This is a genomic window from Cerasicoccus sp. TK19100 (assembly GCF_027257155.1).
Lineage (GTDB): Bacteria > Verrucomicrobiota > Verrucomicrobiia > Opitutales > Cerasicoccaceae > Cerasicoccus > Cerasicoccus fimbriatus.
Map to the genome: position 1 here is coordinate 486,385 of NZ_JAPWDU010000004.1, position 26,862 is coordinate 513,246.

General features: G+C 56.8%; 27 protein-coding genes. 11 read left to right on the forward strand and 16 right to left on the reverse strand.

The features are described 5' to 3' along the window. Positions 1-31: 31 nt before the first annotated feature. The 3 genes from O3S85_RS12245 to hpnH are packed head-to-tail and all read right to left on the reverse strand — an operon-like array spanning position 32 to position 2,558. The gene (locus tag O3S85_RS12245; RefSeq protein ID WP_269540669.1) at positions 32-661 is read right to left on the reverse strand and encodes a hypothetical protein; all 630 of its coding nucleotides are present in this window, start codon (positions 659-661) and stop codon (positions 32-34) included. A gap of 2 nt (positions 662-663) precedes the next feature. Then, positions 664-1,305, reverse strand: a complete 642-nt coding sequence (locus tag O3S85_RS12250) for a hypothetical protein (protein ID WP_269540670.1) — start codon at positions 1,303-1,305, stop codon at positions 664-666. A gap of 47 nt (positions 1,306-1,352) precedes the next feature. Continuing rightward, complete coding sequence (hpnH, locus tag O3S85_RS12255) at positions 1,353-2,558, reverse strand: adenosyl-hopene transferase HpnH (RefSeq protein WP_269540671.1); 1,206 nt, start codon at positions 2,556-2,558, stop codon at positions 1,353-1,355. 529 nt (positions 2,559-3,087) lie between these two features. On the opposite strand from hpnH, the gene O3S85_RS12260 reads away from it, so the two are divergent. The 3 genes from O3S85_RS12260 to O3S85_RS12270 all read left to right on the forward strand — a co-directional run bounded on the left by O3S85_RS12260 (position 3,088) and on the right by O3S85_RS12270 (position 6,116). Beyond that, positions 3,088-3,894 (forward strand): hypothetical protein, encoded by an 807-nt coding sequence (locus tag O3S85_RS12260; protein WP_269540672.1) that lies wholly within the window; start codon positions 3,088-3,090, stop codon positions 3,892-3,894. A gap of 340 nt (positions 3,895-4,234) precedes the next feature. Further along, on the forward strand, positions 4,235-4,393 hold the full coding sequence (locus tag O3S85_RS12265; RefSeq protein ID WP_269540673.1) for a hypothetical protein: 159 nt from the start codon (positions 4,235-4,237) through the stop codon (positions 4,391-4,393). Between the two features lie 127 nt (positions 4,394-4,520). After that, on the forward strand, positions 4,521-6,116 hold the full coding sequence (locus O3S85_RS12270) for a Na/Pi cotransporter family protein (RefSeq protein ID WP_269540674.1): 1,596 nt from the start codon (positions 4,521-4,523) through the stop codon (positions 6,114-6,116). 161 nt (positions 6,117-6,277) lie between these two features. Here the strand turns inward: O3S85_RS12270 and O3S85_RS12275 are convergent, their stop codons facing one another. Both O3S85_RS12275 and O3S85_RS12280 read right to left on the reverse strand, forming a co-directional pair. After that, complete coding sequence (locus O3S85_RS12275; protein WP_269540675.1) at positions 6,278-6,937, reverse strand: hypothetical protein; 660 nt, start codon at positions 6,935-6,937, stop codon at positions 6,278-6,280. Between the two features lie 122 nt (positions 6,938-7,059). After that, positions 7,060-7,563 (reverse strand): hypothetical protein, encoded by a 504-nt coding sequence (locus O3S85_RS12280; protein ID WP_269540676.1) that lies wholly within the window; start codon positions 7,561-7,563, stop codon positions 7,060-7,062. Positions 7,564-8,264: 701 nt separating this feature from the next. On the opposite strand from O3S85_RS12280, the gene O3S85_RS12285 reads away from it, so the two are divergent. From O3S85_RS12285 to O3S85_RS12295, 3 genes are all read left to right on the forward strand, one after another. Next, positions 8,265-9,527 carry a 6-phosphofructokinase gene (locus tag O3S85_RS12285; RefSeq protein ID WP_269540677.1) on the forward strand — a complete coding sequence of 421 codons (1,263 nt, stop codon included), beginning with the start codon at positions 8,265-8,267 and terminating at the stop codon, positions 9,525-9,527. 155 nt (positions 9,528-9,682) lie between these two features. Beyond that, positions 9,683-10,933, forward strand: a complete 1,251-nt coding sequence (locus tag O3S85_RS12290) for a hypothetical protein (RefSeq protein WP_269540678.1) — start codon at positions 9,683-9,685, stop codon at positions 10,931-10,933. A gap of 112 nt (positions 10,934-11,045) precedes the next feature. Continuing rightward, entirely contained in the window at positions 11,046-11,291 is a 246-nt protein-coding gene (locus tag O3S85_RS12295) for a hypothetical protein (protein ID WP_269540679.1), read from the forward strand. Between the two features lie 343 nt (positions 11,292-11,634). Here O3S85_RS12295 and O3S85_RS12300 read toward each other — a convergent pair whose 3' ends face one another. The 8 genes from O3S85_RS12300 to gcvPA all read right to left on the reverse strand — a co-directional run bounded on the left by O3S85_RS12300 (position 11,635) and on the right by gcvPA (position 18,646). Further along, complete coding sequence (locus O3S85_RS12300) at positions 11,635-13,767, reverse strand: methyl-accepting chemotaxis protein (RefSeq protein WP_269540680.1); 2,133 nt, start codon at positions 13,765-13,767, stop codon at positions 11,635-11,637. A 6-nt stretch (positions 13,768-13,773) separates the two neighbouring features. After that, positions 13,774-14,202, reverse strand: a complete 429-nt coding sequence (locus O3S85_RS12305; protein WP_269540681.1) for a response regulator — start codon at positions 14,200-14,202, stop codon at positions 13,774-13,776. 82 nt (positions 14,203-14,284) lie between these two features. Then, positions 14,285-14,698, reverse strand: a complete 414-nt coding sequence (locus O3S85_RS12310) for a type II toxin-antitoxin system VapC family toxin (RefSeq protein ID WP_269540682.1) — start codon at positions 14,696-14,698, stop codon at positions 14,285-14,287. Beyond that, on the reverse strand, positions 14,695-14,937 hold the full coding sequence (locus tag O3S85_RS12315; protein WP_269540683.1) for a type II toxin-antitoxin system Phd/YefM family antitoxin: 243 nt from the start codon (positions 14,935-14,937) through the stop codon (positions 14,695-14,697). The genes O3S85_RS12310 and O3S85_RS12315 overlap by 4 nt, the downstream gene beginning before the upstream one ends. Before the next feature lie 48 nt (positions 14,938-14,985). Beyond that, on the reverse strand, positions 14,986-15,387 hold the full coding sequence (locus tag O3S85_RS12320) for a GNAT family N-acetyltransferase (protein ID WP_269540684.1): 402 nt from the start codon (positions 15,385-15,387) through the stop codon (positions 14,986-14,988). Between the two features lie 156 nt (positions 15,388-15,543). Beyond that, the gene (gene gcvPB, locus O3S85_RS12325; RefSeq protein ID WP_269540685.1) at positions 15,544-17,010 is read right to left on the reverse strand and encodes an aminomethyl-transferring glycine dehydrogenase subunit GcvPB; all 1,467 of its coding nucleotides are present in this window, start codon (positions 17,008-17,010) and stop codon (positions 15,544-15,546) included. A gap of 6 nt (positions 17,011-17,016) precedes the next feature. After that, positions 17,017-17,277, reverse strand: a complete 261-nt coding sequence (locus O3S85_RS12330) for a hypothetical protein (protein WP_269540686.1) — start codon at positions 17,275-17,277, stop codon at positions 17,017-17,019. Between the two features lies 1 nt (position 17,278). Beyond that, entirely contained in the window at positions 17,279-18,646 is a 1,368-nt protein-coding gene (gene gcvPA, locus O3S85_RS12335) for an aminomethyl-transferring glycine dehydrogenase subunit GcvPA (protein WP_269540687.1), read from the reverse strand. Between the two features lie 109 nt (positions 18,647-18,755). Between gcvPA and O3S85_RS12340 the strand changes: the two genes are divergently transcribed. Both O3S85_RS12340 and O3S85_RS12345 read left to right on the forward strand, forming a co-directional pair. Beyond that, a complete protein-coding gene (locus tag O3S85_RS12340; protein WP_269540688.1) occupies positions 18,756-19,529 on the forward strand; it encodes a PEP-CTERM sorting domain-containing protein in 774 nt (257 codons plus the stop codon). Positions 19,530-19,690: 161 nt separating this feature from the next. Then, on the forward strand, positions 19,691-21,277 hold the full coding sequence (locus tag O3S85_RS12345) for an arylsulfatase (RefSeq protein ID WP_269540689.1): 1,587 nt from the start codon (positions 19,691-19,693) through the stop codon (positions 21,275-21,277). A gap of 109 nt (positions 21,278-21,386) precedes the next feature. Here the strand turns inward: O3S85_RS12345 and O3S85_RS12350 are convergent, their stop codons facing one another. The 3 genes from O3S85_RS12350 to O3S85_RS12360 form a co-directional block, all read right to left on the reverse strand. Next, the gene (locus O3S85_RS12350; RefSeq protein ID WP_269540690.1) at positions 21,387-21,917 is read right to left on the reverse strand and encodes a hypothetical protein; all 531 of its coding nucleotides are present in this window, start codon (positions 21,915-21,917) and stop codon (positions 21,387-21,389) included. Positions 21,918-22,143: 226 nt separating this feature from the next. Continuing rightward, positions 22,144-22,764 (reverse strand): LysE family translocator, encoded by a 621-nt coding sequence (locus O3S85_RS12355; protein ID WP_269540691.1) that lies wholly within the window; start codon positions 22,762-22,764, stop codon positions 22,144-22,146. A gap of 18 nt (positions 22,765-22,782) precedes the next feature. Beyond that, entirely contained in the window at positions 22,783-23,718 is a 936-nt protein-coding gene (locus O3S85_RS12360; protein ID WP_269540692.1) for a PocR ligand-binding domain-containing protein, read from the reverse strand. An 82-nt stretch (positions 23,719-23,800) separates the two neighbouring features. Here O3S85_RS12360 and O3S85_RS12365 point away from each other — a divergent pair, with 82 nt between their 5' ends. The 3 genes from O3S85_RS12365 to ccoN are packed head-to-tail and all read left to right on the forward strand — an operon-like array spanning position 23,801 to position 26,862. After that, on the forward strand, positions 23,801-24,280 hold the full coding sequence (locus tag O3S85_RS12365) for a hypothetical protein (RefSeq protein ID WP_269540693.1): 480 nt from the start codon (positions 23,801-23,803) through the stop codon (positions 24,278-24,280). A 9-nt stretch (positions 24,281-24,289) separates the two neighbouring features. Next, a complete protein-coding gene (locus tag O3S85_RS12370; protein WP_269540694.1) occupies positions 24,290-24,451 on the forward strand; it encodes a hypothetical protein in 162 nt (53 codons plus the stop codon). Next, positions 24,448-26,862: a cytochrome-c oxidase, cbb3-type subunit I gene (ccoN, locus tag O3S85_RS12375; RefSeq protein ID WP_269540695.1), complete on the forward strand. Its 2,415-nt coding sequence runs from the start codon at positions 24,448-24,450 to the stop codon at positions 26,860-26,862. The genes O3S85_RS12370 and ccoN overlap by 4 nt, the downstream gene beginning before the upstream one ends.

Here is a 26,862-nt window from a genome sequence, read left to right on the forward strand (position 1 = left end):
GGTCGACAATGCAAGCGATTGCCGCCGTGCCCTAATGAATGCTTTGGTTATAGTTTTTCCAAAGACCGTCGACAGAATCGAGAAAGCGGTCCGTCGGCATGTCCACAAAACTGCGGTTGCCGTAAACGCGCGTCTCCTTGATCAGCGACATGCAGGCGTTACTCGAGTTGTCAACGTGGCTATAAATCAGCCCCTCCAGGCTCACATCCTTGTCCTTCACGACGACCACAAACAGCTTATCCTTAATGCGCTCTTGAAACTGCGGATCGGTGAGAAACTTCGCGACCATCGCATCAAACTCAGCGTAGCCCGCGCCGTTACGATAAAAGATCAACATCGGCATCTGCTCATCGACGCTTTTCTCGAAAGCGTCGTCGTAATTCGTTGGCGTGTCTTTGAGAAACTCCTTGAGGCGCTCCTGCCGGTCCAGCTCATCCAGAAAAACATTGTCCGCATCCGAGAGAGTGCTGCGCGGCAGGGTAAACTGGCGCTTGTCGCTCGTGCGCTCGACGAAGACGCTTTCTTTGTCATGCCGCAGGAGTAGCCCCTCGAATCCGCGCCCCTGCTTATCCGTCCAAGTGCGCGTCTGCGCGCCAACCAAAGAAGTGGTAAATAGCGAAAAGAGTAAGGTGACAAACAAGGGCAGTTTCGAGACGGGCATGTTTAAAACATACTGTTCTCCTCGGCACTGGTCAACTGCTCTTCAACATCCGCCAAAAACACCTTAAAACTACTATCTTCCTTTGCCCGGACGGAATCGCGCATAAACGGTCCGAGCGATTGATTCTGCGAGCCGAAGAAGATTGCGCGGCAAGCATCGGGATACTCCGCCGTCCAACTGCCAATGCGGCGCTCCAGATCGTCTTCGCGTTGGGTGATGACCACCAACACCGCGCGCCCCTTGATTTTGGCCTGAAATTCTGGCTGATCGAGCAACCGGTCGACCGCCGCCAGAAATTTGTCTTCCGGCTCCTGATTGCGGTAGACAATAAAGGCGGGCAGCTTCTTGCGCTCGGACAGCTTAACCGCGTCTTCAAAGGAGTCCGGGGTCTTCGCGAGGAACTCCTTCACCCGCTGCTGGCGGTCCATTTCGTCCAGAAAGTCGTTATCCGCCTGAGACAGCTTGCTGCGCTCAATGGTGAACTGGCGCTTGTCGCTGGTGCGCTCAATGAAGACCGTCATTGGCGTGTGGCTAAGCAACACTCCCTCAAACGATCGGCCTTCGGCATCCGTCCAAGTCCGGGTTTGCGCGCTCAAGGCACACGCCCAGAGCAAGATCGTCAAGTGGAGCAGCAAGGCCTTCATGCGGGATAGCGAAATGAACTCCAGCAAGCTCGCTGTGAATCACCGAACTAGCTGCGGGAGATTGGCTCTTCGCCGGTCTTGACCTCTTGCTGACCACGGGAAGCAGCCATGGCTTCCATCAGCTCGTCACGACCGGACTTTTCACCATTACCCGAGCTGGAAGCACAGGAGTGTGCGCCTTCGTAGACGGGCTGATTTTCGAGCAATTCGAGCTCTTCAGCGGTGAAGGTGGCCGGGCGGCGGAAAGTCATGGCAGCCTTGATAAAGCGCACCATACCTGCCGGCGAGAAAGTATCGTTTACCGCAGTGGCTTCGTGGCCGCAGTGGACCATACAGTTGAGGCAACGTTCGTCCGTGCCCTTGCCTGCGCGACCATATTTCTCCCACTCGGTGGTTTCGATCAGCTCCTTAAAGGTCTTCACGTAGCCGTCAGCGAGGAGGTAGCATGGCTTCTGCCAGCCAAAGACGTTGTAAGTCGGGTTGCCCCAAGGCGTGCACTCGTAGTTGATATCGCCACGGAGGAAGGCCATGAAGCTGGCCGAGTGGTTGAACTGCCACTCCTTCTTGGAGTCGCCGAGGATCTTCTTAAAGAGCACCTTGGTCAGGTTGCGCCCCAGGAAGATGTCCTGCTTCGGAGCCTTTTCATAGGCGTAGCCCGGGGAAAGCATCATACCTTCAACACCCGCCTTCACCATCTCGTCGAAGAACGCGCGAACACGCTCCGGGTTGGCATTGTTGAAGAGCGTGGTGTTGGTCGTCACGCGGAAGCCCATGTCGACCGCCTTTTTGATGGCCGAGAGCGCGATCTCGTAAGTGCCGTCACGGCAAACCGAGTGGTCGTGCTCTTCCTTCAGGCCGTCCATGTGGACCGAGAAGCTCAGCTGCTTGTTCGGCTTGAACTTCTTGAGCGCGCGCTCGAGCAGCAGCGCATTCGTGCAGAAGTAAATGTATTTGCCCTGCTTGATCAGGCCTTCGACGATTTCCTGAATTTCCGGGTGGATCAGTGGTTCGCCACCAGCGATGGAAACCATCGGTGCGCCGCACTCTTCCGCAGCAGCCAGCGCCTTCTCAGCGGATACACGCTTCTTCAGAATGTGGTCGGGAAATTGAATCTTACCGCAGCCCTCGCACGCCAAGTTACAGCGAAAGAGGGGTTCCAACATCATCACGAGCGGGTAATGCTTACGGCCCGCAAGCTTCTGCTTGAGGACATACGTTGCTACGGTGGCGGCTTGGGAAACTGGAACTGGCATAAGTTAAACGCGATAAGCAATAGACTGATTCACCGTCTGTCAAGCTAAGGCCGTGCCAGCTTAACGCGGGCATTACCTCTGGTGATTCGGTGTCCCCGTGTTTGGATTAGGGCAAATGAGCAGGCAACCGGTAAACTTACATTGAACAACCCAATCCAACAATTCACCGTAGGCAGCAGTACGAACTAGGCCAAAGTTACTGCATTGTAATTATCCAGAAGAAAGCAAACACCCCAGACACCCACTATGCTTATCACTAAATTTCACTATAACTAGTCATTTACCCCCGCTAATCAAACTTTTGACCATGATCGATCAAACAAGCCCATCAGCCACCTCAACCCATTGAAATAAAATCACTTAAGAAACACAAACCCCTTCAATAAGCACTATTTAACAATAACAGAAGCTTCCATTCAAACTGATGGCTCAAGCAATTAACCCTTGCATTTAGCGGCAAGACCCTATTGTTAAAAACCTGTTACGCGTTAAGATATACCCCAGAATACAAACTCTCACCACCCCTTCTATGAATAACGTCCTCAACGTTGTGCGAGCTTTAGTGGGCTGCGCATTCCTGGCTCAAACCGCAACTGCCGGTGATTGGACCGGAGTTGATGACTTTGAAAGCCACAACGATGGCGATCTCGTCACCAAAACACAGTCCTGGCGTCCCGTTGCGTCCTTTGAGCAAGCCAAGATTGTCATGCTGGAAGACGGCAACCACGTAGCCCAGATCGGACCCGGCCAAGCCATTGCCACCAACGCCACCCAAGGCAACCTGTCCATCCCCGAAGGCGCTACCGGCGTCATTTACCTGAAATTCCGCAGCCTATCCGACTCCCGTTACTGGGGCGGTGCATTCGGCATGACCAGCCGCCTCCCGCAAAGCGAAGACGGCATCAATGCTGGCTGGACACTCGGCAACCCCGACCAAGGCTCACGCCCCAACGCCACCTTTGCGGTCCTCGGCGAAACGCCGAATGACTTGATCCTCGTCAACAATCGCGGCCGTATGAATAAGTCTTATGGCGACGCGGCCCCGGAAATTAAGCCCGACGTCTGGTATGACCTCTGGGTGACCATCGACAACTCACGCGACGAGATCAGCATGTATATCCAAGGCGGCGATTTCAAAAAGCGAACCGAGCTGACCCATTTCCGCAAATCCGAAAACAACGCGTTCCCCTTCCAAACCGCGAGCGCCTCGGATCTCACGCAATTCGTGATCATGAACCCCACCGCGGGCACGGACTACAACCCGCGCTCCATTCAGGTGGACGACATCAATGTGATCCTGCACTCCTCCCCATCGGCCATCGCCTCGGGCCACTAATTTCAATAACTCTCCTCCCTCCCTGCCCCGTCGACGCCTTCCTATTGGCGCGGCGGGGCTCTTTTTTTGTCAACAATGGAGCCGCGAGAAACGGATTACATCCGATCACGATGAAACTCTGTTGCCCGCGAAGACGCGCAAAGTTTCGCTGAGTCGAAATCCAGCGGCCATTCTGGAGACTTGGATTCACGCCAGCCCATCCACCATCCCACCTTGCCGATCCCCCTTCGTGTCACTTAGCGGGCAAGTGCCAAAGCCACGTAAAAAATGGCCAGCATTAGCCTGTCTTCTGAGGATTGGGCACACTTGCGAGCAGGCCGTTTTCGGGTTAAACTTACCTATGAACCCCGACATGCATTTGCCCCACCATGACAAGCGGGAGCATAGCTCGTACGAGGACGGCATCGAACTGAGTGCGAAGGAGAAATTGATCATCGTCGCAGTCATCGCCGGACTCGGCTTGCTAATGCTTCTGACCGTCATTGGCATTGGTTTCTAAAACCCGCCCCTGAAAGAAAGCGCGCGGACAGTCCGGCTGACATTCACCGGCTCTCCGCGCCGGGGCGCTTGAAGAATCCCGCTTAAAACGCTGGATTCCAAGGGGATAATGCGCTACATTCGCGCACATGTCGTCGCTGATCGGGTCCATGCTTGCGGGTCTCGGGCTGTTTTTCTTCGGAACCGCCCTGCTCGACCGTCACCTCCGCGCATTGGCCGGGCGCAAGCTGCGCCACATCTTCGCCAACCTCACGGACAACCCCGTCAAAGCCGGCTGGTGGGGCTTTTGCATTGGTGCCATCGCGCAAACCGCGTCCGCTGTCACCTACCTGACGATTAGCATGGTCAACACCGGGCTCCTCCCCGCCCGGCGCGCACTGACAGCGCTCAATTGGTCCAACCCCGGCACCTGCGTGCTGATCTTTTTCCTCACGCTCCCGCTCAACGTTTTTACGGCTTACATCGTCGGCATTGCGGGCATTCTTTACGCGTTTCAACAGCCCAAACACTGGCGCGACGCGGTGGGCTTCGTGTTCGGGATTAGCCTGTTATTTTTCGGCCTGTTCCTGATGCAGGAGACCGGCGAACAGCTCTACCACCACGATTGGTTCAGCGAGCTGATGTCGCGGGCCCACGGGCAATACATTCTCGTGTTCCTCGCCGCGACGCTGCTCACCGTGGTCGCGCAATCGGGCAACGCCGTGGTGCTGGTAACCATCGTCCTGGCGCAATCCGAGCTGCTGGGCGAGGACGAGGCCGTCATCGCGATCTACGGCATCAACCTCGGTGCCACGCTCATCACCCACATCCTCACGCTGCGCCTCAAAGGCACCGCCAAGCAGATGGCGATGTTTCAGGTTTACTACGGCTGGATCGGCACGGCGGTGCTCGCACCGTTGTTTTTCATCGAGGTTTGGGGCGGCGTCCCGGCCGTGCTCGCCGGTCTGCGCAGCATCGAGCTGCCCCTAGCGCAAGAGCTGGCCATCGTCAACCTGCTCTGGTGCCTTGTCGCCAGCGTCGCCACACTCATCTTTGAGCCGAAGCTGGAAAAAATGCTTCTGCGCACCTACCCGCCCGAGTCCAACGAGGCCGACGACCGCCCGCGCTTTCTTTACCCACGCTGCGAGGAAGACCCCGCCGCCTGCCTGGAGCTTGTCGCCCAGGAGCACCGCCGCCTCGCCGGTCGCCTGGGTCGCTATTTCCGCCTTCCCTCCGGGCCCGAGGGCAATGCGCCGGAATCCGCGCTTACCCTGCACCGCAATTTCGAGAAGGTCACCGAGGAAGTCTCCCAAGTCCTCCACGCACTCATGGACCAGCGCCAAAGCGGCAAAGACGCCGGCACCCTCGCCCGTACCCTGGAGCAGCACGACCTGATCTGCGCGCTGGAGCGGGAATTCTTCCAGGCCCTGCCCCGCGCCAAGCAACAAGCCCGCGGCCCGGAATCCCTCGCCCACCGCACTTTGGAAGGCCTTGAAGCCGCCTGGCTAACGATTTACGACGCCATCGTCTCCCACGACGAAGACGACATCGACCTGGCCCTCCACGTCTCCGCCGACGGCGGCGGCGCGCTCGCCCGCCTCCGCGAAAACTTCCTGGAGCCCAATCAAGACGTAAACCGCGAAGACCAAGCCGCCGCCCTCCACCTCCTCGGCGGCTGCGAACGCCTCGTCTGGCTGGCCAACCGCCTGGTGGTATCCATCAAGGATCAGGCGGGTGGCGGTTAGTGGCCATTTATCGGCATCGTTTCACCTATCGCCAATAATGAATGGCAAGCGGGAAACGATCGATGAGATACCGGCAGCAGTCACGGCGTCTACACAGAGACGCGACGTGAAGACGAAGCGCGTAACCGAGTTGTCCTCGACTGCCTGGTTGAAGTCTCCCCTTATCCGAAGAGGCCTCCCTGCCTTGGATCCTCTACGACTTGGTTGATATCCAAGGAAGAATAGTCCTCCTTGAAAAATGAGTCTTTTCCATATCTCCGTGACGGGACTTTAACAGCGAACTGATACCGCCAGTTCTCAGCGAATCCCAGCTTGGACAGAAAGTCATAGATTTGGAAATAGTCGCCATACTCGCATTGATCCGATTCGTAAGCTCGGCCAGTGAGAGTGATCTTGAAACCCTCCAGGTCTGAGAACCGGCCCCAACATCGAAAATATCTCTCAATCTCATTCACTCCAATGCCCCAGACCTCCGCAAGGACTTCAGGCCTTCCCTCGAAAGAACGAACCATAGCCTCATCTCTCGCTGCAGAAAAATACTCCGGACAGGAATCGAAACGGTCTAGCAGGATACCACCTCGCAACAGACTGAATGCCCAATGATTGTTCTCAATCACCTCTGCTTTCAGATATGCTGCTTCCAATTCGACAGCAAGGGCTTCAAAAAAATGCTCATCGCCGTCAGCATAGGGCTGATCCATGCTGTAGACGCTTCCCTTCTCAGAAACACTAAGCATTAACGATTTCCCCGGACCATCATAGGGATGGACAAACACACCGGTAGCCTTCGATGCGCTTTTTATCGCGTCAAACAAGTCCACCGACTCACTTATTCGATAAAGGCGATGCGTTCGATATCCCATTTTTCAACGTTAAGATGTCTCAAGACTAAAGCGCGTAAGGCGAAAGGAATTGAGACCATCGCCTAGTTCGCTCTATTCGATTAATTGTGTGCATGTTGGTAATAAGCTCTACCTTCGCCGACATCGTAGCCTATCCAATATCCTCCACTATTTCTGTAAACTAAAGAATAGTAGTAATCCCCGATATCGAACTCTTTACGGTAGTGGGAAAAGTATTCTTCAAAGTCATCAGAGCGTTCTGAATCTGGTATTGGCTCAAGCTCGCCCGCATGCTCGAGCATACGACGTGGTCTACTGACGGAGTAGTCACTTCCTTTTTCTTTTTCAGTGATCTTCTGCAATGGTCTTTCCATCTCCTCGCACCATCTGAGAAACGCATCTTTATCGATTGAGAACTCAGCTTGCTGATTCATCGAACCTTCATAGTAGGTCACATCCTCGGCCGCAGCAGGAAGCCAGTCCAGATTCGACTTCTTTTCGTTTATACCAGTTTCATAATGGGTAAGGCCGAACCATGCTATACCGATAAGAGCAACTATGCCTAATGCAACCGCCGCGAAAATAATCAGGCATCCTTTTTTCATTTCTATCAGTGAGCAGTGTTATCGATTACACCCGCAAGCCCACGAACTGATCAGCAAGCAGGCGCATATCATCGCTCGAAAATGGCGGTGAACCGCTAGTTCGTCAAGGGTTGTGAGTCATAGAGTCTGGTTGTCAGTAGTATTGAACTGGGCTCAGCTCGTAAGTTTCAGCTCATCTTGGGTGGCTACATACCGCCCTGCTCCAGTGGCTCCATTGCCGAATCTTTAGGCCGTGGTGAGGCCCACACAAGCCCGAGAGTCAGAGGCACTTAAGGGCGTATATGAGACCAAGACACCCCCTTGTGTGGGATGAAGCGTCGGCGACGCTTCGGATAAGTGTCGGCGACACTTCGAGTAACAGTCGGCGACACTTGGTCGCGCAGTCGGCGATACTTAACTGGCCCTATGAGCTGCTGATCGACCGACTATTCATACTGAAATCATGCCCGCAAACCGGTTGGAAGGCAAGGCCCAATGCCGTTTGTGCAACCCCGGGAGCGAAAACCTCACTCAATGGTACCACCCGGTCCAACACACAACTCGCAACCCCAGCCCCAAACTCGCAACTCCTCACTCGCAACTCCCCCCAAACTCCCCGACCTGACCAGCACCGAGCGAACGAGCCGTTTTTTAAGTTGCATCGTTTTTGGGGCGACTCCAATGTCTCCGGTTTTGCTTCAGATCCCGAATCCTTTATAGCTATGTCAGAAGAACTTATCGGCAATGTTCTGGTCGCCCAATCCGGCGGCCCTACCGCAGTCATCAACTCCAGCCTCGCTGGGGTCGTAACCGAGGCGCTCAATCATGGGTGCATCGAAGAAATCTACGGCGGCCTTAACGGCATTCAGGGTATCCTGAACGAAGAGCTGATCGACCTCGCGGAGGAATCCCAGCAAGCCATTCGCGGCCTGCGTTACACGCCGGCTTCCGCCCTCGGCTCCTGCCGCTACAAAATCACCAACCCGGAAGACTACGAGCGCGTGCTCCAAGTGTTCCAGGCGCACAACATCCGCTACTTCTTCTACATCGGCGGCAACGACTCGCAGGACACCGCCAACAAGATTTCCAAACTCGCCCAGGAAAAGGGCTACGGCCTCCGCGTGATCGGCATCCCGAAGACGGTCGACAACGACCTGCCGATGACCGACCACTGCCCCGGCTACGGCAGCGTGATTAAATACATCGCGACCACCGTTAAGGAAATGGCCCTCGACCACGAGGCCATGGGCAAGCACGACTTTGTCTCCATCGTCGAAGTGATGGGCCGCAACGCTGGCTGGATCACCGCTGGTGCCAGCCTCGCCAAGCGCCGCAACGAAGTGGACGATCCGCCCCATCTGATCCTGATGCCGGAAGTACGCTTCAACCCGGAAGCCTTCGTGGCCCGTGTGCAGGAAGTTCTCCGCAAGAGCCCGTATTGCATGGTCGTCGTGGGTGAAGGCCTGACCGACCAGGACGGCAACTACCTGGCCGCCGGCAGCAGCACTGACAGCTTTGGCCACAGTAACCTCGGCGGCGTCGGTGAATACCTGCGCGAGATCGTGGAAAACAATCTGGCCAACGTCCGCGCCCGCTCCCTGAAGCTCGGCTACGCCCAGCGCGCCGCCGCTCACTGCGCCTCCCAGACCGACAACGACGAAGCCTTCCTGGCTGGCGTTGCTGCCGTCAAGGCCGCCGTGGAGCAAGGCGTAACTGACAAGATGGTCACCCTGATTCGCACCGAGAGCGATTTCTACGGCTGCGAAACCGGCCTGGCCAACCTCGACGAGGTCGCCAACGCCGAGAAGCCCTTCCCGCTCCAATGGATCAACGAAGACGGCGTGAGCATCAACTTCCAGTTCTTCAAGTATGCCAACCCGCTCATCCAGGGCGAGGTGCAGGTCCCTTACGAGAACGGCACGCCGAAGTATATGTCCTTCACCGCCAACCGCGTTGCGAAGGAACTCCCCAACTACAACGCCTAAGCGGCCCCGCAGTTTTCAACCAAACGCGCCCTCCTACCGGGGGCGCGTTTTTCTTTGTAGGCAATTCAGCCTATACAATGTTACGTACAAGTTAAATAACACTTAAAGCAATAAGTAAAGTTGCTACCAAGTGATGCGCTATTACAAAATAGAGCATGAAATCAATTTTCCTGAGCTCACTCATCCTACTTCCTTTAGCCTCATACGCCACTAACATTAACGATGGCATCATACGCTTTGACGACCCTACCACTGTTGGCACACAGGGAGTAGATTTTAAATTTTACGATCTATATGAATTTCACGATATCGATGACGGAATCTACGATGATGACCCGTCAGAAATGTATTTCCTAAGCGATCAACGCGAAATCAAATGGATTTGGGGACATGAATACAATGACGGCGTTACACCTGCCACATACGTTCCTCAAATGGAGTTAACTGAGAACGGCGCACTGCTTCTTTATGACCGTGAGGACATATCGTCTCCAATGATAGAGATAAATCCCGTCAGCGGGAAAATCTATATCGATAATAGCGAAGTCTTACTACTAAAAGGTAGCGGTCCAACTTCAACTGGGTTCGCATACGGTTCATTTAGTGAAGCCAGCGGTTCTTACAGCCTTGCATTCGGCTACAGAGCAAAGTCACTGGCCAATTACTCTTTCGCATTTGGCCGATTTGCCGAAGCAAATGCACAGAATGCGTTTGCAGTCGGCGGCTATGCAAATGCATTGAACTCCATTGCATTCAGCGGCGGCATCACCGACGCCCAAGCGAGGAACTCCATGGCGGTAGGCGGCGTAACTGTGCTGGGTGAAAGTTCGTTCGCGTTCGGAAGCCAATGGGCAAACCGCCCATATGATGAAGATTATACGATTTCTATGGAAATAGACGGGGACTACACCTTTGCATTTGGCACGGCCATAAGGACATCGAGTAACCATTCATTTGCCTTTGGTGAGAGAGTCCGCACTGCAGGCCTTCATTCCATGGTGTTCGGCCTCGGCAGCGACACGGGTGGCTTTACCCATGATCCCCAAGGGCACGAAGCCAATGGCGATTTCTCCCTCGCTTTCGGTGAAATGAATCTCGTCGACGGAGACCACGCACACGCCTTGGGCCAGAACTTAACGGTTTCTTCGATGCACACCACCGTAATTGGTCGCTACAATCGCAACCTCCAAGCCGACGGCTTAACCCCTGCTGGCAATCCTGACACCTGGAATAGTGCTGATCCGCTTTTTGAAATCGGCAATGGCGACTCCTCTACCCCGAGCAACGCAATGACAGTCTACAAAAGCGGGGATGTCGAGATGAGCGAAAATCTACACGTAGCAGGAAAGATCACTTTAGCCGCACCAGCGGGCGACATCAGCATGGGAGTATTTGGTGCTCAATGATCCATGGCAACTTCTCAACCAAACGCGCCCTCCATCCGGGGGCGCGTTTTTCTTTGGCGTTCAGGTGCGTTTTTGGCGCGACATGGCGTGGCGGATCCTTTAATCTTTTGCCATGAAATACTTACTCATTACCATTTGCCTTGGCTTCGCGCTGGTCGGCTGTAAGGAAGAACCCGAAGCAACCACCAACGAGCCCATGATGACCAACGAGGAGAAGATGGACGCGCAAGTCAATGAATACGACAGCCCGACCCAGAACAAGGCCTTCAGCCCGACGACTCCCGTCAACAGCAACCCGCTGGACCCGGCCAACCCCAACAGCCGCTACAATCAGGCTGATCCCAATCGGCAATACTAAGTCTCTCTCGAACCGATTTCACCCAGACGCGTCTCCACCCCGGAGGCGCGTTTTTGGCAACCTCCGGTTGCATCGATAGATTTGCGCACTGCGCAAATGGCTTGTCTAGCATCATCAGGTAGCGCAGGCGCGTCTCGCGCCGCACCCCATTGGAGTGGCGTAGGTCGGTCTCTTCAGAGGCCGACTTGTATTGGTAGGCCAAAAGGTTAAGCAAAACCAACATGCGGATGGCTGAAGCCAACCGCGCACGCCGTCAGCATGGGGTGCGGCGCGAGACGCGCCTGCGCTACCTCAAGTTGAGATCAATAGAAGGGCCACCAGGAAACTGCACCCTACCCTGCTATCAGTTCTTCGTATCAAACTTATCGATGCCGGCACGGAGGACCTTGACTGCCTGCTGCAGGTCCATTGTTGCTTGGTTAAAGCCGCCGATGGAGGCCGAAGTCGAACGCGCGGCCTCCTTTAGCTGGAGCATGGCGTCGTCGATATGCTGGGCACCCACAGACTGCGTGTCCATGCCCTGCTTGACGGATTCAAACTGCCGCGTCAGCTCCTGCACGTGCTTGATGATCGCCGCGAGCTGATCGCTGACCGTCTGCACGCCACTAACGCTCTGCTTCATCTGAGCGCTAAAGTGCTCCATCTCGACGACACCGCTATCGACCGAGGCATGCATTTCCTTGATCATTTGCTCGATGTCGAGCGTGGCGACCGCGGTCTGGTCGGACAGGCGGCGAATCTCCCGCGCGACCACTGAAAAGCCCACGCCGTATTCGCCGGCTTTCTCAGCCTCGATTGCCGCATTGAGCGAAAGCAAATTCGTCTGGTCGGCCACCGTGGTAATCGTCGTGATGACGCGGTTCACATTTTTCGCGCGCGCACTAATTACGGACAGCTTGCCCGAAATCGCATCATTGGCCTCGGCGAGGGTATTCATCATCGCCTCCATTTCTTCCAGGCTCTTTCGCCCGGAGTCCGCCAGCACCGCCGTTTCGTTGGCGCTGTTGGTCACGTCGCTCATCGTGTTGGAAAGCTCCTGCGAGGTCGTAGAAATTTCCTTAACCGCTGCGGCAATGGAATTCGTCGACGACTCAAACTCGTTGACCGCAGATTGCTGCGCCTTGGCGTTGGACGAGATTTTTGTGGCCGTCGAGCTCAGCCCCATGCTCGACCCCTTCACCTGGCTAATCAGGATATTCAGGTTGCCGATCATGGTCTTGATCGCGCGCAGCAGTTGGCCCGTCTCGTCTTCGGAATCGATTTCCACCTTCGCAGTCAGATCGCCCTCGGCCACGCGGGTCGCAAGCGCAGCGGCCCGTGAGATGCGCTGCGAAATATTACTCGCCAGCCAGACCATCACGCCCAAGGTGAGCAGCAGGCCCATCAACGACACGGCCACCATGAAGACGATGCGCTCATTGACGGGCGCGTAAATTTCGGCCTTGTCCACGCTCATGACGAGGGTCCAATCGCCAGTGGCAATCTTCGCCGCATCGTAGAAACGCTCCACGCCGTCGTTGCCCTTGATCAGCTCCACATCGGCATTGCCGCGCATTTTGTAGAAATTAAGCAGCGTCCCGTTGTCGACGATTTCCTCGATGCGCTTGGCCTTCCAAAGCTCATCTGGGTCAACGACATCGCCATCGCGGGTACTCGCGATGATCCGGCCGCGCTTGCTGATAAGCGTGAACTCCGCCGTCTCGTATTCCTTGAGACTGTCGAGATAGCTCTGCATGTAGGCCAGCGCGCGGTCAACGCCCGCAATGCCTTTAAACTCGCCGTCGATCACGATTGGGTAAGTCTGCTCAACGATCAACTTGCCCTCGTAAACGTAAGGCTCGGTGACCATCACCAAGTCGTTCACGATGTCCTCCGAGCGAGAGGTCTTGGCCTTGTAGTGCTTGCTCAGTTCGTTGGCGAACGATATGTTCCGCAGCTCGGAAACGCCTTGGGCCAAGTTCTTCGCGCCTTGGTAATAGAAGCTCTCCTCCATGTCGACGAGTGGCTCCAGCTCCAGCTTCGAGTCATCCTCATGTGAGCGATACCAATAAGGCAAAAAGCGGCCAGTATCCGTCAAGGCACGGCGCTCATCAGCGCTGGCAACCTCCAGAAAAGTCGCGTCCTCGCCGTCGGCATTGGGCTCATAGCCGAAATAGGCCCCCGTCAGTTGCGGGTGTGCCTGCAAGATTTCCTGAGCGTAGCGAATGGAGTTCTCCCGTTGCCCAAACATCCCGTTTTTCTGGGCCATAGCCATAGTCTTGGGGAAGGTGACCGTCTCCAGGTTCGTCTTGTCGATTTCCTCCGCTGCGCGCTCGGTGGTGAGGTTGATGTTCTTGAGCGCGCCCTCTTCGAGCTGTTTGTAAAACTCGCTCAGCATCAGGTAGAAGATCAGCCCGATCGTCGCCACCACCGGCAGCGCCACGCAGACCATGATCTGTAATCGGATGCTGCGAAACTGGAAGGTCGTGCGTTCCATGTGGGGCTAGGCGTTGGCCGCGACGGCCATGCGCAAATGGCGGAGTTCGAGGGAGGTGTCGATCTTGGCAGTGAGCAGGATCGGGTTAAAGAGCTTGGCCATATAGTCCTCGGCACCGTCAGCAATGCACTGCGCAACGCTCTCGATGTTGTCCACGGCGGTGACCATGATCACGGCAATGTCCTTATATTTCGGATCGGCCTTGATCGCCTTGAGCGTGTCGTAGCCATTGAGCACCGGCATCTGGATATCGAGCAGAATCAGATCCACCGGCTTCTCGGCAATGTAGTCCAGGCACTGCTGACCGTCTTCGACCGAGTCAACGTTTTCATAACCAGCCTGCGACAAATGCCGCAGCATCATCACGCGCATCATGTTTGTATCCTCAACAACGAGGATGCGCGCCTTGCGAGGTTCAAAAGGTGGGAGATTCATTGTATGGCGGTCAGTATCAGCGAATTGATTTAACAAGCATCCACGCTCAGGCCCATGACTCAAACCCAATTTTTCGCGGAATCTACCAGACTCGCAAGACTGGATAAGCGTCAAAATTACGGTCTTTGGACAAAATGCCCAACTTTCGCTTGCTGGCCTGTGCGATGATCATCCGGTCAAACGGGTCGCGATGATGCAGCTCCAAATCCTCCATGGCACGGCAATCAGGCGCTTCAGGGTTCAATGGAATCACCGCCGCATCGCTCAAGGCCTTGGGCAGGAGGACATCCCACTCGTCCTCGATTTCAAAGTCAAAGCCCGGTCCGGCGCGCTTGATGGCGATTTCCCAAAAGCTGACCGTCGAATAATAAACCGGCAACTCGCCGTCGATGTGCTTGCGGGCAGTTTTTGAGAGCCGTCGGTCACCGTAGAGCATCCAAAGCAGCGCATGTGTATCGAGCAACCAGCCATGCACCTTGGCGACATCCGCGCTCATTGCTTCGCCACGCCAAAGATATCCGCCAACTGCTCACTGGATTCCGCAGAGTCAAAACCAGCGCCCATCTTGAGCTTACGCCCCTTCAAGCCCCCGATTCTCGACGCGGGTCGCTCAGCAGCCGGCGTCAATCGAACCACTGGCTTATTACGCCGGGTAACGATGACTTCCTCCCCGCGCTCCACCGCCTCCACTAATTTGGAGAACTGCGTCTTAGCCTCATAGATGCTGACTTGCATGGCTCGACAGTTGACCAAGTTAGTCAGATTGTCAAGTTACACATTGTGTCACTTGGGGTTCATCACCCAAGCACGCGGATGTTGCTCAAAACCAATTTTCGGGTAGAAATCATTCGCAGCCGGTGCCGACAAGAGCGTGATGAAACACGTCGGCTCCAGCGCAGCGCGGGTTTCTTCAACGAGTTTCGCGCCGATACCGCGCTTTTGGTAATCGGCATGCACGGCCAAATCCGCGAGGTAGGCCACGTAGGCAAAATCCGTCAACGTCCGCGCAATGCCGACGAGCTTCTCGGCATCCCACGCGGTGATCGTCAGGTTGCCATGCTCCATCATCGCCTGCATGACGTCGCGATTCTCCACCGGCCGCCGCTCGCCCAAGGTTGACACGCGGTAGAGCTCGATGAATTGATCGAGGTCAAACTGGGCGTCGCGCTGGTAGGTGATGGGCATGACTTCCAATTAGGCAATTCTTCTAACCACGAAGAGCACGAAGGACGCAAAGTTTGAATACGTAATTCATAATGATAAAAACGTCATAAAAAGCTCGAACTAAATTCCATGGATTCGTGCTCTTCGTGTCCTTCGTGGTTAAAATAAAATTGCGCACTACTTCCCCTCCTCCGGGTCGTAGATGGTCATCCAAGCGGCTTCGTTCGCAATGATCTTGGCCGTCGCGGCGGTGTGCGGGGCGGTCTCGATCATGTAGGGTGCCACCTTGGCTTCGCTGGCCACCTTGCGGAATTGCTCGATCATGAAGTTAAGCGATTCGAGGCTTTCGGTTTCGGTGGGCTCGATGAGCATGGCGTCGTCGAACTCCTCGGCGAAGTGGACGCAGCCTGCGCCCACCAGTGTCGGCGGGTGGACCCCGAAGTCGATCAGCCGCTTCACGAAATCCGCGCCGCGCACGTCGAGGCTGCCGCCGTGCAGCAGGCATTCGTGCATGCAGTTTTGCGGGAACACATTGGGCAGCAAATCCTGCAGCTGGTGCTTGATGTAGTTGGCGTTGAGCACGGCGTTTTCGGTCGCCGTTTTCAGGCCGATGGCGCCGTTGGCGAGGATGTAGCAATACGCGCGGAGCAGCACCTCGATGTGGCCAAAGTGCGTCTTGACCTTGCCCACGGAATCCGGGCGATCGTAGTCCGGCATCGGCGCGCCGTCGATCGGGCGGATGACCGGCGTCGGCAAATACGGCTCGAGGAATTGCTTCACGCCGCAAGGGCCCGCGCCGGGGCCGCCACCGCCGTGCGGGGTGGACAGCGTTTTGTGCGTGTTGATGTGGATGACATCGAAGCCCATGTCGCCCGGGCGGATGAGGCCCATGATCGCGTTCAGGTTCGCGCCGTCGTAGTAAAGCAACGAACCGTTGTCGTGGATCTTGTTGGCGATGGTTTCGATGTTCTGCTCGAAGAGGCCCAGCGTCGACGGGTTGGTGATCATCAGCCCGGCGACATTTTCATCGAGCGCGGCCTCGAAGGCGTCGAGGTCCATCATGCCCTCTTTGCTCGTGGCGATGATCTTGCAGGTAAAGCCGCACATCGCTGCGCTGGCCGGGTTGGTGCCGTGCGCGGTGTCGGGGATCAGGATGACCTTGCGGTGCGCCTGCCCGATCTTTTCAAAGTGCTTCTTCATCACGAGCAGCCCCGTGAACTCGCCATGTGCGCCGGCGGCGGGCTGCAGCGTCACGGCGTCCATACCGGTGAGCTCGGCAATGTAAGTTTGCAAGTCCCACAGCATCTGCCAAACGCCCTGCATCGAGTCGGCCGGCTGGCGAGGGTGCACCTTCCCAAAGCCGTCGAGCATAGCGAGCTTGTCGTTGCGCTTCGGGTTATACTTCATCGTGCAAGAACCCAGCGGATACGGCCCGTTGTCGACGCCGTGCGCCTGACGCGAGAGGTTCGTGAAGTGCCGCACGACATCGATCTCCGACTGCTCGGGAATGCCAATCAGGTCATCCCGTAGGTCTTCGGCCTCGCAGCAAACACCGGGATTCTCACCGACCGGAAACTCGTTATCGAACACCGTCGCGCCACTGACATTCGGACGCGTTTTTTTGAAAATGGATTGGGGAGTCATGGGTCTTTAGAGAAATGTGTAAAGGTAGCGCCCGTTATCCCTAACGGGCAGTTTCAACATGCTGGAAAGGTAGGGACGGTTGCCCTCAACCGTCCGCGTTCCATCCAACGGGCCACCGAGACGTGGCGGACGGTTGGGGGCAACCGTCCCTACCCTAAGACGATGTCCACTGGAGGGCGACGCTTCGTCGTCGCCGTCGTTCGGAGAGGCAATGGGCGGCGACGACGAAGCGTCGCCCTCCAGTATTGCTGTTTCGAAATGGGACATCCTACAGCGCTGCCGCGAAGCACTCGACCATACGATCAAGGTCGGCTTTGGTTTTGGTTTCAGTCACTGCGATGAGCAGTTGGTTCTCCGGCGCGCTGGCATCCAAATCCGTCACCGCCACGCCGCCGAAGATGCCTTCGTCGCGTAGGGTCGCTAAGACCGCCTTCGCGGGCACGGGCAATTGTAGCAAGAACTCGTTGAAGAACGGGCCGCTGTGGACGCGGGAAACGCCGTCGATGTTCGTCAGTCGTTCCGCAAGGTAATGCGCTTTTTGCACGCAAAGGTCCGCTATGTTCTTAAAGCCGTTTTCGCCGCGGAGCGTCATGTAGATCAGCGCGCGCAGGGCGAGGTTCGCTTGGTTCGAGCAGATGTGGCTCGTGGCGTTGTGGCGGGCCACGTGTTGCTCGCGCTCTTCCTTGACGAGGGCCAGGGCTTCTTCGCCTTTGAGGTCAGTGCACTGGCCTACGATGCGACCGGGCAGGTGCATTTCGTATTCCTCCTTCGTCGCGATGATGCCGAGATAAGGTCCGCCGGCGTTCAAATGCAGACCGAGCGGCTGGCCTTCGCAGACCGCTATGTCCACGCCGAACTGGCTGGGATTTTTCGTAATGCCGAACAGCATCGGATAGCTCGTCATGACGTTGAGCGCATCCGTCTTTTTCACCAGCTGGCCAATGCGCGACATCGGCTCGACGACACCGTAGCGGTTCGGCGATTGGTAAAGGAAAGACGCGGTGTCGGCGTCGAACAGCTCGGTCAACGCGGCCTCGTCGATCTGGCCCGTCTCGGCGTTGATCGGGGCAGTGACCAGCTCTACGTCGCGGCCGGCGAGGTAAACGCCGAGCACTTCGCGGTAGTCCGGCCAGAGGCCTTCGCTGACGACCAGCTTGCGCTTGCCCGTGATGCGGCACGTCATCCAGGCCGACTCCGCCAGCGCGGTCGCGCCGTCGTACACCGAGCAGTTGACCGCGGGCAGCCCGAGGAACTTGCCGAACAGAATTTGAAAGTCGTGCAGGAAGCGCAGGATGCCCTGCGCCATTTCCGGCTGGTAGGGCGTGTAGGCGGTCAGAAATTCACCGCGCGTCGCAATGGCGTCGATAACGGCGGGCACATGGTGCTCGTAGGCACCGGCACCAAGGAAGCTGAGCGTGTCCATCGTCGTCTCGTTTTCACCGGCGAGACCGCGCAAATGCCGCTCCAGCTCCCACTCGTTTAGCGCCTCGGGCAGATCGAGCAACCCTTGCACGCGCAGGTGCTCCGGCACTTCCGTAAAGAGGTCCGCAATGGAAGATTTGCCCATCGCGGCGAGCATCTTCTGTCGATCCTCCGGCGTATGGACATTGTAACCAGTCAAGATGGCGTCCGACATAAGAAATAATCCACTTTAATATTAGTGGAAGGTCAAGGGCCGACACTCCCAAAGGAAAGCCAGCAATAGTCTTGATTATCAGTCGCACTACTGGCATATATTTAAGGCAATGAAACTTTCCCCCCGATCAAAGTTTTCCCTGTTCGCCCTGGTCGGCGGCAGCATCGCATGCGCAACCAGCCTTTCCGCAGCCACACTCATGGGCTCGTTCGCCGACTACGACGAGACCCCGGTCGACCTGACCGCCAGTGGCGACCTCGACTGGGCATACTGGGAATCCACCAGCAACCCGTTTCCCGCGCCGGGCATTACCAACAGTAAGCTTGGCGGCACACTCATTGCCAGCCCAACCGTGGTCGGTTCGGGTAACTTGCGCGGCTCCAACAGTAACACCTTTGTCGACGTTACTTTTAGCGACGGAACCAGCCCCGCGAGCGGCTCTGTCGCCGGTTTATCCGGTATCTTCAGCACCAGCCTGAACACGCCCGGAGCCGGTATCTCGATCGACATCACCTTGCCGGAAGCGGGCGTCACCTACTACATCACCCTCTGGGGCTCCGAGTACGCCACGCAAACGTCGGGCAACACCGGTGGCATTTTCACGGCATCCCTACCTGGTGCCAGCGACTACACCTACAACGCTTTTTACGGTCCAGATACTTCGCCCAAAGCCAGCGCCGTTTACACCATTACGGCATCGGCGGACAACAATAACGACGTGCTCACGCTGACTTACGTTCTTCCCTCGCAGACAAAAAACAACGGCCACGTGCTCTTCGATGCGCTAACGGTTTCCGCGGTGCCCGAACCATCAACGTATGCGCTCATCATTGGCGCGGCAGCCTTCGTCGGCTTGGTGATGCGCCGCCGACACACGCGCTAGGCAAAGTGCATTGGCCCCCAGCGAGCAGCATTAACTCTGCATCGCAAAGTTCGTTTTAATCCTAAAGCGGTCCGTCAGATTGGCGGGCCGCTTTACTGTCTTGTAGCATGCGGGGAAAATGCGACTGGACTTGCCTCCGATCACAGCGTAGATGACGCGTTATGCCTTCGAAATCCCCCAACTTCATCCTCATCCTCAACGACGACATGGGCTACTCCGACCTCGGCTGCTACGGCGGCGAAGTCAACACCCCCAGCCTCAATAGCCTTGCCGAAGGCGGCCTGCGCTACACCCAGTTTTACAACACCGCGCGCTGCTGCCCTTCTCGCGCGTCGCTGCTGACCGGCCTTCATCCGCACCAGGCCGACGTCGGGCACATGATGGGCAATGACGATGTAGACGGCTATTTGGGCGACCTCAATGCGCAGGCCGTCACCATCCCCGAGGCGCTGAAAGCCGCGGGCTACCGCAACTACATGTCGGGAAAATGGCACGTGACGCGCTACACCGAACAGGAGGACCCCAAGCACAACTGGCCGTTGCAACGCGGGTTCGACGACTTCTTTGGCATGATAGGCGGCGCCGCGAATTTCTGGCAGGTCTCCACCCTCGCTGAGGGCAATGAGCGCATCGACCCGCTCGCTACGCCGGACGACTTTTTCTTTACCGACGCGATTAGCGACCGCGCGATCCAGCAGATCACCCAGCACGCCGCTGATCACCGCGACCTGCCTTTCTTCCAATACGTCGCCTACACCGCGCCGCACTGGCCGCTCCACGCGCACGAGGAAGACATTGCCAAATACAAGGGCCGTTTCGACGCCGGCTGGGATCAGCTCCGCGAAGAGCGTCTCCAGCGCATGATCGACATGGGCATCATCGACCCGGACTGGGACCTCACCGACCGCGACCCCGATGTCGGCCCCTGGGCGGACCAGCCACACAAGGAGTGGGAAGCCCGCCGCATGGAAGTCTATGCTGCGCAAATCGAGCGTATGGACCGCGGCATCGGCCGCATCATTCAATCACTCAAAGACACCGGACAATACGAAAACACCGTCATCATCTTCCTTGCCGACAACGGTGGCTGCGCCGAGGAATTGCACGAGACCTGGGGCCCGGGAATGATGGGCAAAAGCATCGCGGAATTCACCCGCGATGGCCGCAAGGTACAGATCGGCAACGACCCGAGCGTCATGCCCGGCGGCGAAGAGACCTACCAGAGCTACGGCGTGCCGTGGGCCAACGTGTCGAACACGCCCTTCCGCCTCTACAAACACTGGGTGCACGAAGGCGGCATTGCCACGCCGTTCATTGTCCACTGGCCAGCGGGCATCGAGGCCAAGGGCGAATTCCGCACGCAATGCGCGCAGCTACCCGACGTCATGGCGACCTTCCTCGACCTGGCTGGCGCAACTTATCCCACCGAGCGCGCGGGCCAAAGGGTGAAGCCGCTGGAGGGCTTTAGCATTGCGCCGACTTTTCAAGACAAAGACTTCGGCCGCAAGGTCCTCTGCTGGGAACACGAGGGCAACAAAGCCCTGCGTCGCGGCAAATGGAAACTCGTCTGCCGCCACCCGGGCGATTGGGAGCTCTTCGACATGGAAACCGACCGCACCGAGATGCACGACCTCGCCGCCGAGCACCCCGCACTCGTCGAGGAGTTAGCAGCACTCTGGCAAGACTGGGCTGACCGCGTCGGCGTGATCGATTGGGACAAGCTCTGCGCCATGCGCAAAGCCAAGTAAAAGTTCCCCACCCCTACGTCAGTCCTCCGTAAAAGCGGCATGACGACCCGTATATTTCTAAACGCAATCCCGTTCCGATAGGCAGCAAAAGGCAAAGCTGCTAGTTAGTTTACTCATTCTCTCGATATTCACTCAAAGCTGAGAGTCTCATCTCCATTGTTTCCAAAGAATACAGTGAACCAATGAATTCTGAGAATTTCGGCGTGTGATGCTCAACGGTAGAAGCCAACAATTCCGAGTCGTTTAAGTATGGCAACATATCGACCCGTAGAGCATCTGCGATCCTATACAAATCACAATTTGACCAATCCTTAGCCTCAAGTGGCTTACGGGCGAGAAATGTACCGTGATAGATGCTTTCGAAATTGAACTCACCGGCTAATGAAATCTGCATGTATAGATAGCAATATTTATCGGTCCTGACTGGCACAGCATATCGGAGATCGTTAATCGCTACTACATTCTTAGATTCTAGTAGTTTGTCTTCAATGCCAGGTGCCAAAACAGTCGCAACCCCAGTGATATCTGGACGCGCATAAGAGGAGGTGCTAGCTTCTTCAATTGTCGTCCAAAGTGTTGTTGAACTTTGCCCCAAACATACAATTATTGAGAATAAATAGATAGTATATAATTTTATCATGAATTTGTAAATATCACTTACGTCTTCAAATCTTTCTAACAAGCTATTAAGCAACAACTGTAAGAGAATTAAGAATTGGTTTCATAATCAACCGATTTCTGTTTTTCCAAACACCGGCAGGGCATTCGCAAAACAACAGTAGTGGCTTTTCCAAAACAACAGTAGGGCAAACCTTATTTTGGCTCAGTTGCTTCGGTTGTCGTGCTTTAGGAGCGCGCGAGCGGCGTCAGCTTTTCGAAACCAAATAAGCGCCCGAGCCGATCATGGCGCAGCCTGCCAGACGGCGGGGCAACGCGCTGTTTACCCGGCCGGATAACTTGCCCACAATACGACGGGCGGCATAGGCGTAGATCAGTTTGACGCCGCCTACGGCGAGCACGGTGACAATCAGGATCAGCCCGATATCCACCGGTGCCAGCGACTGCATGTTGACGAAGGCTGGGAACAAGCTGGCGTAGAACAGGATCGCCTTCAGGTCGCCCAGGGTGAGCACGAAGCCCGCAGCTAAACTAGCCATCCATGAGGCGGCAGCAGCGCTGCCCGACGCGCTAATCGGCTTGGGCTTGGGGGCGCGCAGCAGGCTCACGCCGACCCAGATTAAATACCCGCCGCCCAGGATTTTCACGATTGCAAATAGCGAGCCCATCGTCTCGGCAATGACCGTCATCCCCAGGATCGCGAGCAGCGCAAAAAGGACATCAGCCAACACGATGCCCAAGGCCACGGCAGCACCATGCGCAAACCCGTGTGTGGCTGAGCGCACAACGACCAAGGCGACACTCGCGCTCGGCACAGCCGCCAAAACAAGCATCACCACCAAGAGAAAAACTGAGTCCGTAACGTTCATACAACTGGTGCTAATACGCTACCCTGCCCGCGCTTTGAGACGACGGTATTCGGTAGGGGTGTGGCCAGCGACGCGCTTAAAGCTGCGGTTGAATTGCGAGATGGAGTCAAAGCCGACTTCGAAGGCGATCTCGCTGACGCGCAGATTGAGGTTGGTGAGCATGGTCTTGGCTTTCTCCACCCGAACGCGGGCCAGATAATCCGTGAAGGTGATACCCGTCGCCTGCTTGAAGACTTTGCAAAAGTGGCGCGTGCTGGCGTTGACGGCTTTCGCGGCGTCGTCGAGCGAAAGTTGCTCCTGGTAACGGTCCTGGATGTATTTTTTGGCATTGGCCACCAGCATTGGGTCGGCGTCGCTTTCCTCCACGGCGATGCTGTTACTGATCGTCGCCAAGTGTTCGGCAAAGGTCGACAGCAGCGCGATCATCGCCTCGTATTGCCCGCGGTCGAGGACCTTGGTGTTGAAGTAGGCCTCCTGCAAGTGCTTGAGATTGACCTCGCTGCCCCACTTTAAAATCTGCTTCGTGGTCTGCGAAAACTCCTGCTCATTGGGCTGGTGGAGGAGGATTTGACCCGTCTGCAAAAAGGCGATCAGTTGGTCACCCACGCGAATGGGCACCGCCGTATCGCACAACCCGGCAAAGCAATGCAGGCTCTTGGGCTCGAGGCCGGCCTCTTGCTCCAGCTGCTCCTGCATCTTCAGGCAATTGGCGCAGCCGACGTTGGTGCGGCCCATCAGCTTGCAAAATTCATTTTCGTCGGCCTGCCCGGAAAGGGCGTTTTCGTAGGACTGAATCGGCCGAATGCCCAGCGGCAAGCCCGTGGCTTTGCGGAATGCTTTCTGGTAATCCTTGAAGATCTGCGTCTCCTCGAGCAGAGCCGTAGCCTGGCGCGAGCGCTCAGAAGCAGGGTCTCCGGCGGCCTGGGGCTTATCGAGGTTATTAGCGAGTTTCATACAGGGTGCGATGCGAATAATTGCGCAGTGTTGGTCAGGATATGCGGAGACAATCTAGGCGGGTTTATGCGAAAATCAACCCATGAATAAACGCCTCACGAGCTACCTCCGCGACAACCGGGATCATATCATTGAGAACTGGTTGATGGAGAGCGACCTGCCCCCTCCGACCGATCGCTCAGAGTGTGAGGGCTCGGTGCCGGTCGCCTTTCTGGAGGGCGTGTTTGACCGCGTGCTGGAGCGCATCAGCGGCAGCCAGCCCGCCTGCCACTGCGGCACTGCAAACCAAAAAGTAGAGCTGCGCCAGATACTCGGTGTGACCTGCGCCTGCCAGACGAACCGCTTGCGCGGCCACGTTTGCCTGGAGCTGCATGAGGCCGGCATCCGCGCATTTGGTGCCATCATGCACGACAGCTGGGACGCCCAACAGGAGTTTAATGACTTCGACCGCGAGAACTCGCTTAAGGCAATCAACGAAGCGCTGGCGTGGATTTTTAGCCAGGAAATCTTCCGCTGCCCACACCGCGTCGGCAAGCAGGACTGCCCCTTCACCCTCAACTAGTTTTAGCCCATGGAAATCTTACTCTTAACCGTATTCCTGAGCACCCTGCTCGCCGGATTTTTTCTGTTTCTGTTTTGGCGGGACCGGCAAACGGAAACGCATCGCAGCATGGAGCAGGAGTCACTGCGCCCCTTTGCTGTCGAAAAACCCGTGGAGGCCATTCGCAAGTGAGCACCGTAAAAAGCACCAACACCACGACCATCGAATACGACGACAAGTCCGTCCGGTGGTTCCTCGTTGCATCCGTCATCTGGGCGCTCGTTGGCCTTGGAGCCGGCGTGCTCATCGCGTCGCAGCTAAACTTCTGGCGGATGAATTTTAACATGGAGTGGCTGACCTTTGGCCGCCTCCGCCCGCTACACACCAACGCCGCGATCTTCGCGTTTGTTGGCAACATGATGTTCGCGGGCATTTATTACTCCACCCAGCGCCTGTGCCGCTGCCGCACGGCGTCCGACCTGCTATCGAAGATTCACTTCTGGGGCTGGCAGGGCATTATCGTGCTGGCGGCCATCACCCTCCCGCTGGGCTACAGCCGCGGTAAGGAATACGCCGAGCTGATCTGGCCGATCAATATCCTTGTCGCCGTCATCTGGCTGGTCTTCGCCGCGAACTTTTTCTGGACGCTCGCTAAGCGCAACGAGAAGAGCCTCTACGTCGCGCTGTGGTTCTACATCGCGACCATCGTCACCGTGACGATGCTCTACGTGGTCAACCACCTCTCGCTGCCGACAAGCTTCACGCACAGCTATCCGATCTTTGGCGGCGTGCAGGACGCGCTTGTCCAATGGTGGTATGGGCACAACGCCGTGGCGTTCTTTTTAACGACGCCGATCCTCGGCATCATGTATTACTTCGTGCCGAAGGCGGCCAACCGTCCGGTATATAGCTACCGTCTCTCGGTCATTCACTTCTGGTCGCTGGTGTTCATTTACATCTGGGCCGGTCCGCACCACTTGCTCAACACCGCCCTGCCCGGCTGGCTGCAAACGCTGGGGATGCTGTTCAGCCTGATGCTCTGGGCTCCCAGCTGGGGCGGCATGCTCAACGGCCTGCTTACCCTGCGCGGCGCGTGGGATAAGCTGCGCACCGACCCGGTGATCAAGTTCTTCGCCGCCGGCGTCACCTTCTACGGCATGGCGACTTTTGAAGGCCCGCTGCTTTCGATCAAATCCGTTAACGCGCTCTCGCACTACACGGACTGGACGATCGGTCACGTGCACGGTGGCACGCTCGGCTGGAATGGCTTCATGGCCGCCGGGATGTTCTACTGGCTCGCACCGAGACTTTGGAATACAAAGCTTTACTCGCAGAACCTCGCCAACATGCACTTCTGGTTGGGCATGGTCGGCATCCTGCTCTACGTAGCGGCCATGTGGGTCTCCGGCATTACGCAAGGACTCATGCTCAACGGCACCGTTGACCAGGGCACCCTGCTCGCCTACCCGAACTTCCTCGACACGCTGCAGGCCATCCGCCCGATGATGCTCTTCCGTGTGATCGGCGGCGGGCTCTACCTGATCGGCTTCTTCATGATGGCCTATAACCTCTGGAAAACCGCCAAGGGCGGACAGCCGGTCAACGGCACGGTCGAAGTGGAATCCGCCATGAAGGAAATGACCGGCAGCGCCACGAAGTTCCGCGGTTACCTGAACCCGCCCGTCGTTTACAGCGTGCTGATCCTTGGCTCGGCCGCGGTGATGATCTTCGGGCAAGGCGTGGCGTTCCTCGCGGGCATCTTCTTCACCGGCGTCTTTACGCTGGCGGCGATCTCGCACTTCGAGTTCAGCGGCGCCAAGTGGAGCGAGTGGTATGACCAACTGCTGGAGCACGGCTTGACCTTTACCGTGTTGACCGTCATCGCCGCAGCCATTGGTGGCATGGTGCAGATCATCCCCACGGTCACCATGCAACGCGCCGAGAACATTGAGGGGCATTTGCAAATCCCCTACACCTCGCTGGAGCTGACCGGCCGCGACATCTACGTGAGCGAGGGTTGCTACAACTGCCACTCGCAGATGATCCGCACGATGACGCCCGACATCCTCCGCTACGGCGACTACTCGCGCCTCGGTGAATCCATTTATGACCACCCGTTCCAGTGGGGCTCCAAGCGCACCGGGCCGGACCTCGCCCGCGAAGGCGGCGATATCCAGTCCGGGGCCGAACTGATGCGCATTGGCAAACGCTCCAACGACTGGCACTACCTCCACCTCATGGATCCGCGCCAAGTGTCTGACGGCTCCAACATGCCAAACTACCCGTGGCTCATCGCCAAGGACGCCAAGACCGGAACGCTCATGTCGAAGATTAACGCGATGCGTATGCTCGGCGTGCCTTACGACATCGGCCTATCCGAAGAAGAAGTCATGGCGGAATACAATCTGCAGGCCAACGAGATCGTGGCCGACCTCGCCGAAAGCGGCGTCTTCGTGGAGCCCAACAAGCAGATCGTCGCGCTCATCGCCTACCTGCAAAAACTCGGTGCCTTCGAGGACAACACCAAGGTGCCCAAACAGGATAAACCCGACACCTCCTTGCCATTCGAATCCGTTGCCACGGCAACTCCGGCCAACCACTAA

Coding starts and splice junctions, on each gene's coding strand:
- O3S85_RS12300 (WP_269540680.1), bottom strand. CDS start 13,767: ATGGAACGCACGACCTTCCAGTTTCGCAGCATCCGATTACAGATCATG.
- O3S85_RS12370 (WP_269540694.1), top strand. CDS start 24,290: ATGGAAATCTTACTCTTAACCGTATTCCTGAGCACCCTGCTCGCCGGA.
- gcvPB (WP_269540685.1), bottom strand. CDS start 17,010: ATGACTCCCCAATCCATTTTCAAAAAAACGCGTCCGAATGTCAGTGGC.
- O3S85_RS12260 (WP_269540672.1), top strand. CDS start 3,088: ATGAATAACGTCCTCAACGTTGTGCGAGCTTTAGTGGGCTGCGCATTC.
- hpnH (WP_269540671.1), bottom strand. CDS start 2,558: ATGCCAGTTCCAGTTTCCCAAGCCGCCACCGTAGCAACGTATGTCCTC.
- O3S85_RS12345 (WP_269540689.1), top strand. CDS start 19,691: ATGCCTTCGAAATCCCCCAACTTCATCCTCATCCTCAACGACGACATG.
- gcvPA (WP_269540687.1), bottom strand. CDS start 18,646: ATGTCGGACGCCATCTTGACTGGTTACAATGTCCATACGCCGGAGGAT.
- O3S85_RS12315 (WP_269540683.1), bottom strand. CDS start 14,937: ATGCAAGTCAGCATCTATGAGGCTAAGACGCAGTTCTCCAAATTAGTG.
- O3S85_RS12285 (WP_269540677.1), top strand. CDS start 8,265: ATGTCAGAAGAACTTATCGGCAATGTTCTGGTCGCCCAATCCGGCGGC.
- O3S85_RS12250 (WP_269540670.1), bottom strand. CDS start 1,305: ATGAAGGCCTTGCTGCTCCACTTGACGATCTTGCTCTGGGCGTGTGCC.
- O3S85_RS12350 (WP_269540690.1), bottom strand. CDS start 21,917: ATGATAAAATTATATACTATCTATTTATTCTCAATAATTGTATGTTTG.
- O3S85_RS12305 (WP_269540681.1), bottom strand. CDS start 14,202: ATGAATCTCCCACCTTTTGAACCTCGCAAGGCGCGCATCCTCGTTGTT.
- O3S85_RS12320 (WP_269540684.1), bottom strand. CDS start 15,387: ATGCCCATCACCTACCAGCGCGACGCCCAGTTTGACCTCGATCAATTC.
- O3S85_RS12265 (WP_269540673.1), top strand. CDS start 4,235: ATGAACCCCGACATGCATTTGCCCCACCATGACAAGCGGGAGCATAGC.
- O3S85_RS12355 (WP_269540691.1), bottom strand. CDS start 22,764: ATGAACGTTACGGACTCAGTTTTTCTCTTGGTGGTGATGCTTGTTTTG.
- O3S85_RS12330 (WP_269540686.1), bottom strand. CDS start 17,277: ATGTCCCATTTCGAAACAGCAATACTGGAGGGCGACGCTTCGTCGTCG.
- O3S85_RS12280 (WP_269540676.1), bottom strand. CDS start 7,563: ATGAAAAAAGGATGCCTGATTATTTTCGCGGCGGTTGCATTAGGCATA.
- O3S85_RS12290 (WP_269540678.1), top strand. CDS start 9,683: ATGAAATCAATTTTCCTGAGCTCACTCATCCTACTTCCTTTAGCCTCA.
- O3S85_RS12310 (WP_269540682.1), bottom strand. CDS start 14,698: ATGAGCGCGGATGTCGCCAAGGTGCATGGCTGGTTGCTCGATACACAT.
- O3S85_RS12245 (WP_269540669.1), bottom strand. CDS start 661: ATGCCCGTCTCGAAACTGCCCTTGTTTGTCACCTTACTCTTTTCGCTA.
- O3S85_RS12340 (WP_269540688.1), top strand. CDS start 18,756: ATGAAACTTTCCCCCCGATCAAAGTTTTCCCTGTTCGCCCTGGTCGGC.
- O3S85_RS12295 (WP_269540679.1), top strand. CDS start 11,046: ATGAAATACTTACTCATTACCATTTGCCTTGGCTTCGCGCTGGTCGGC.
- O3S85_RS12270 (WP_269540674.1), top strand. CDS start 4,521: ATGTCGTCGCTGATCGGGTCCATGCTTGCGGGTCTCGGGCTGTTTTTC.
- O3S85_RS12360 (WP_269540692.1), bottom strand. CDS start 23,718: ATGAAACTCGCTAATAACCTCGATAAGCCCCAGGCCGCCGGAGACCCT.
- O3S85_RS12365 (WP_269540693.1), top strand. CDS start 23,801: ATGAATAAACGCCTCACGAGCTACCTCCGCGACAACCGGGATCATATC.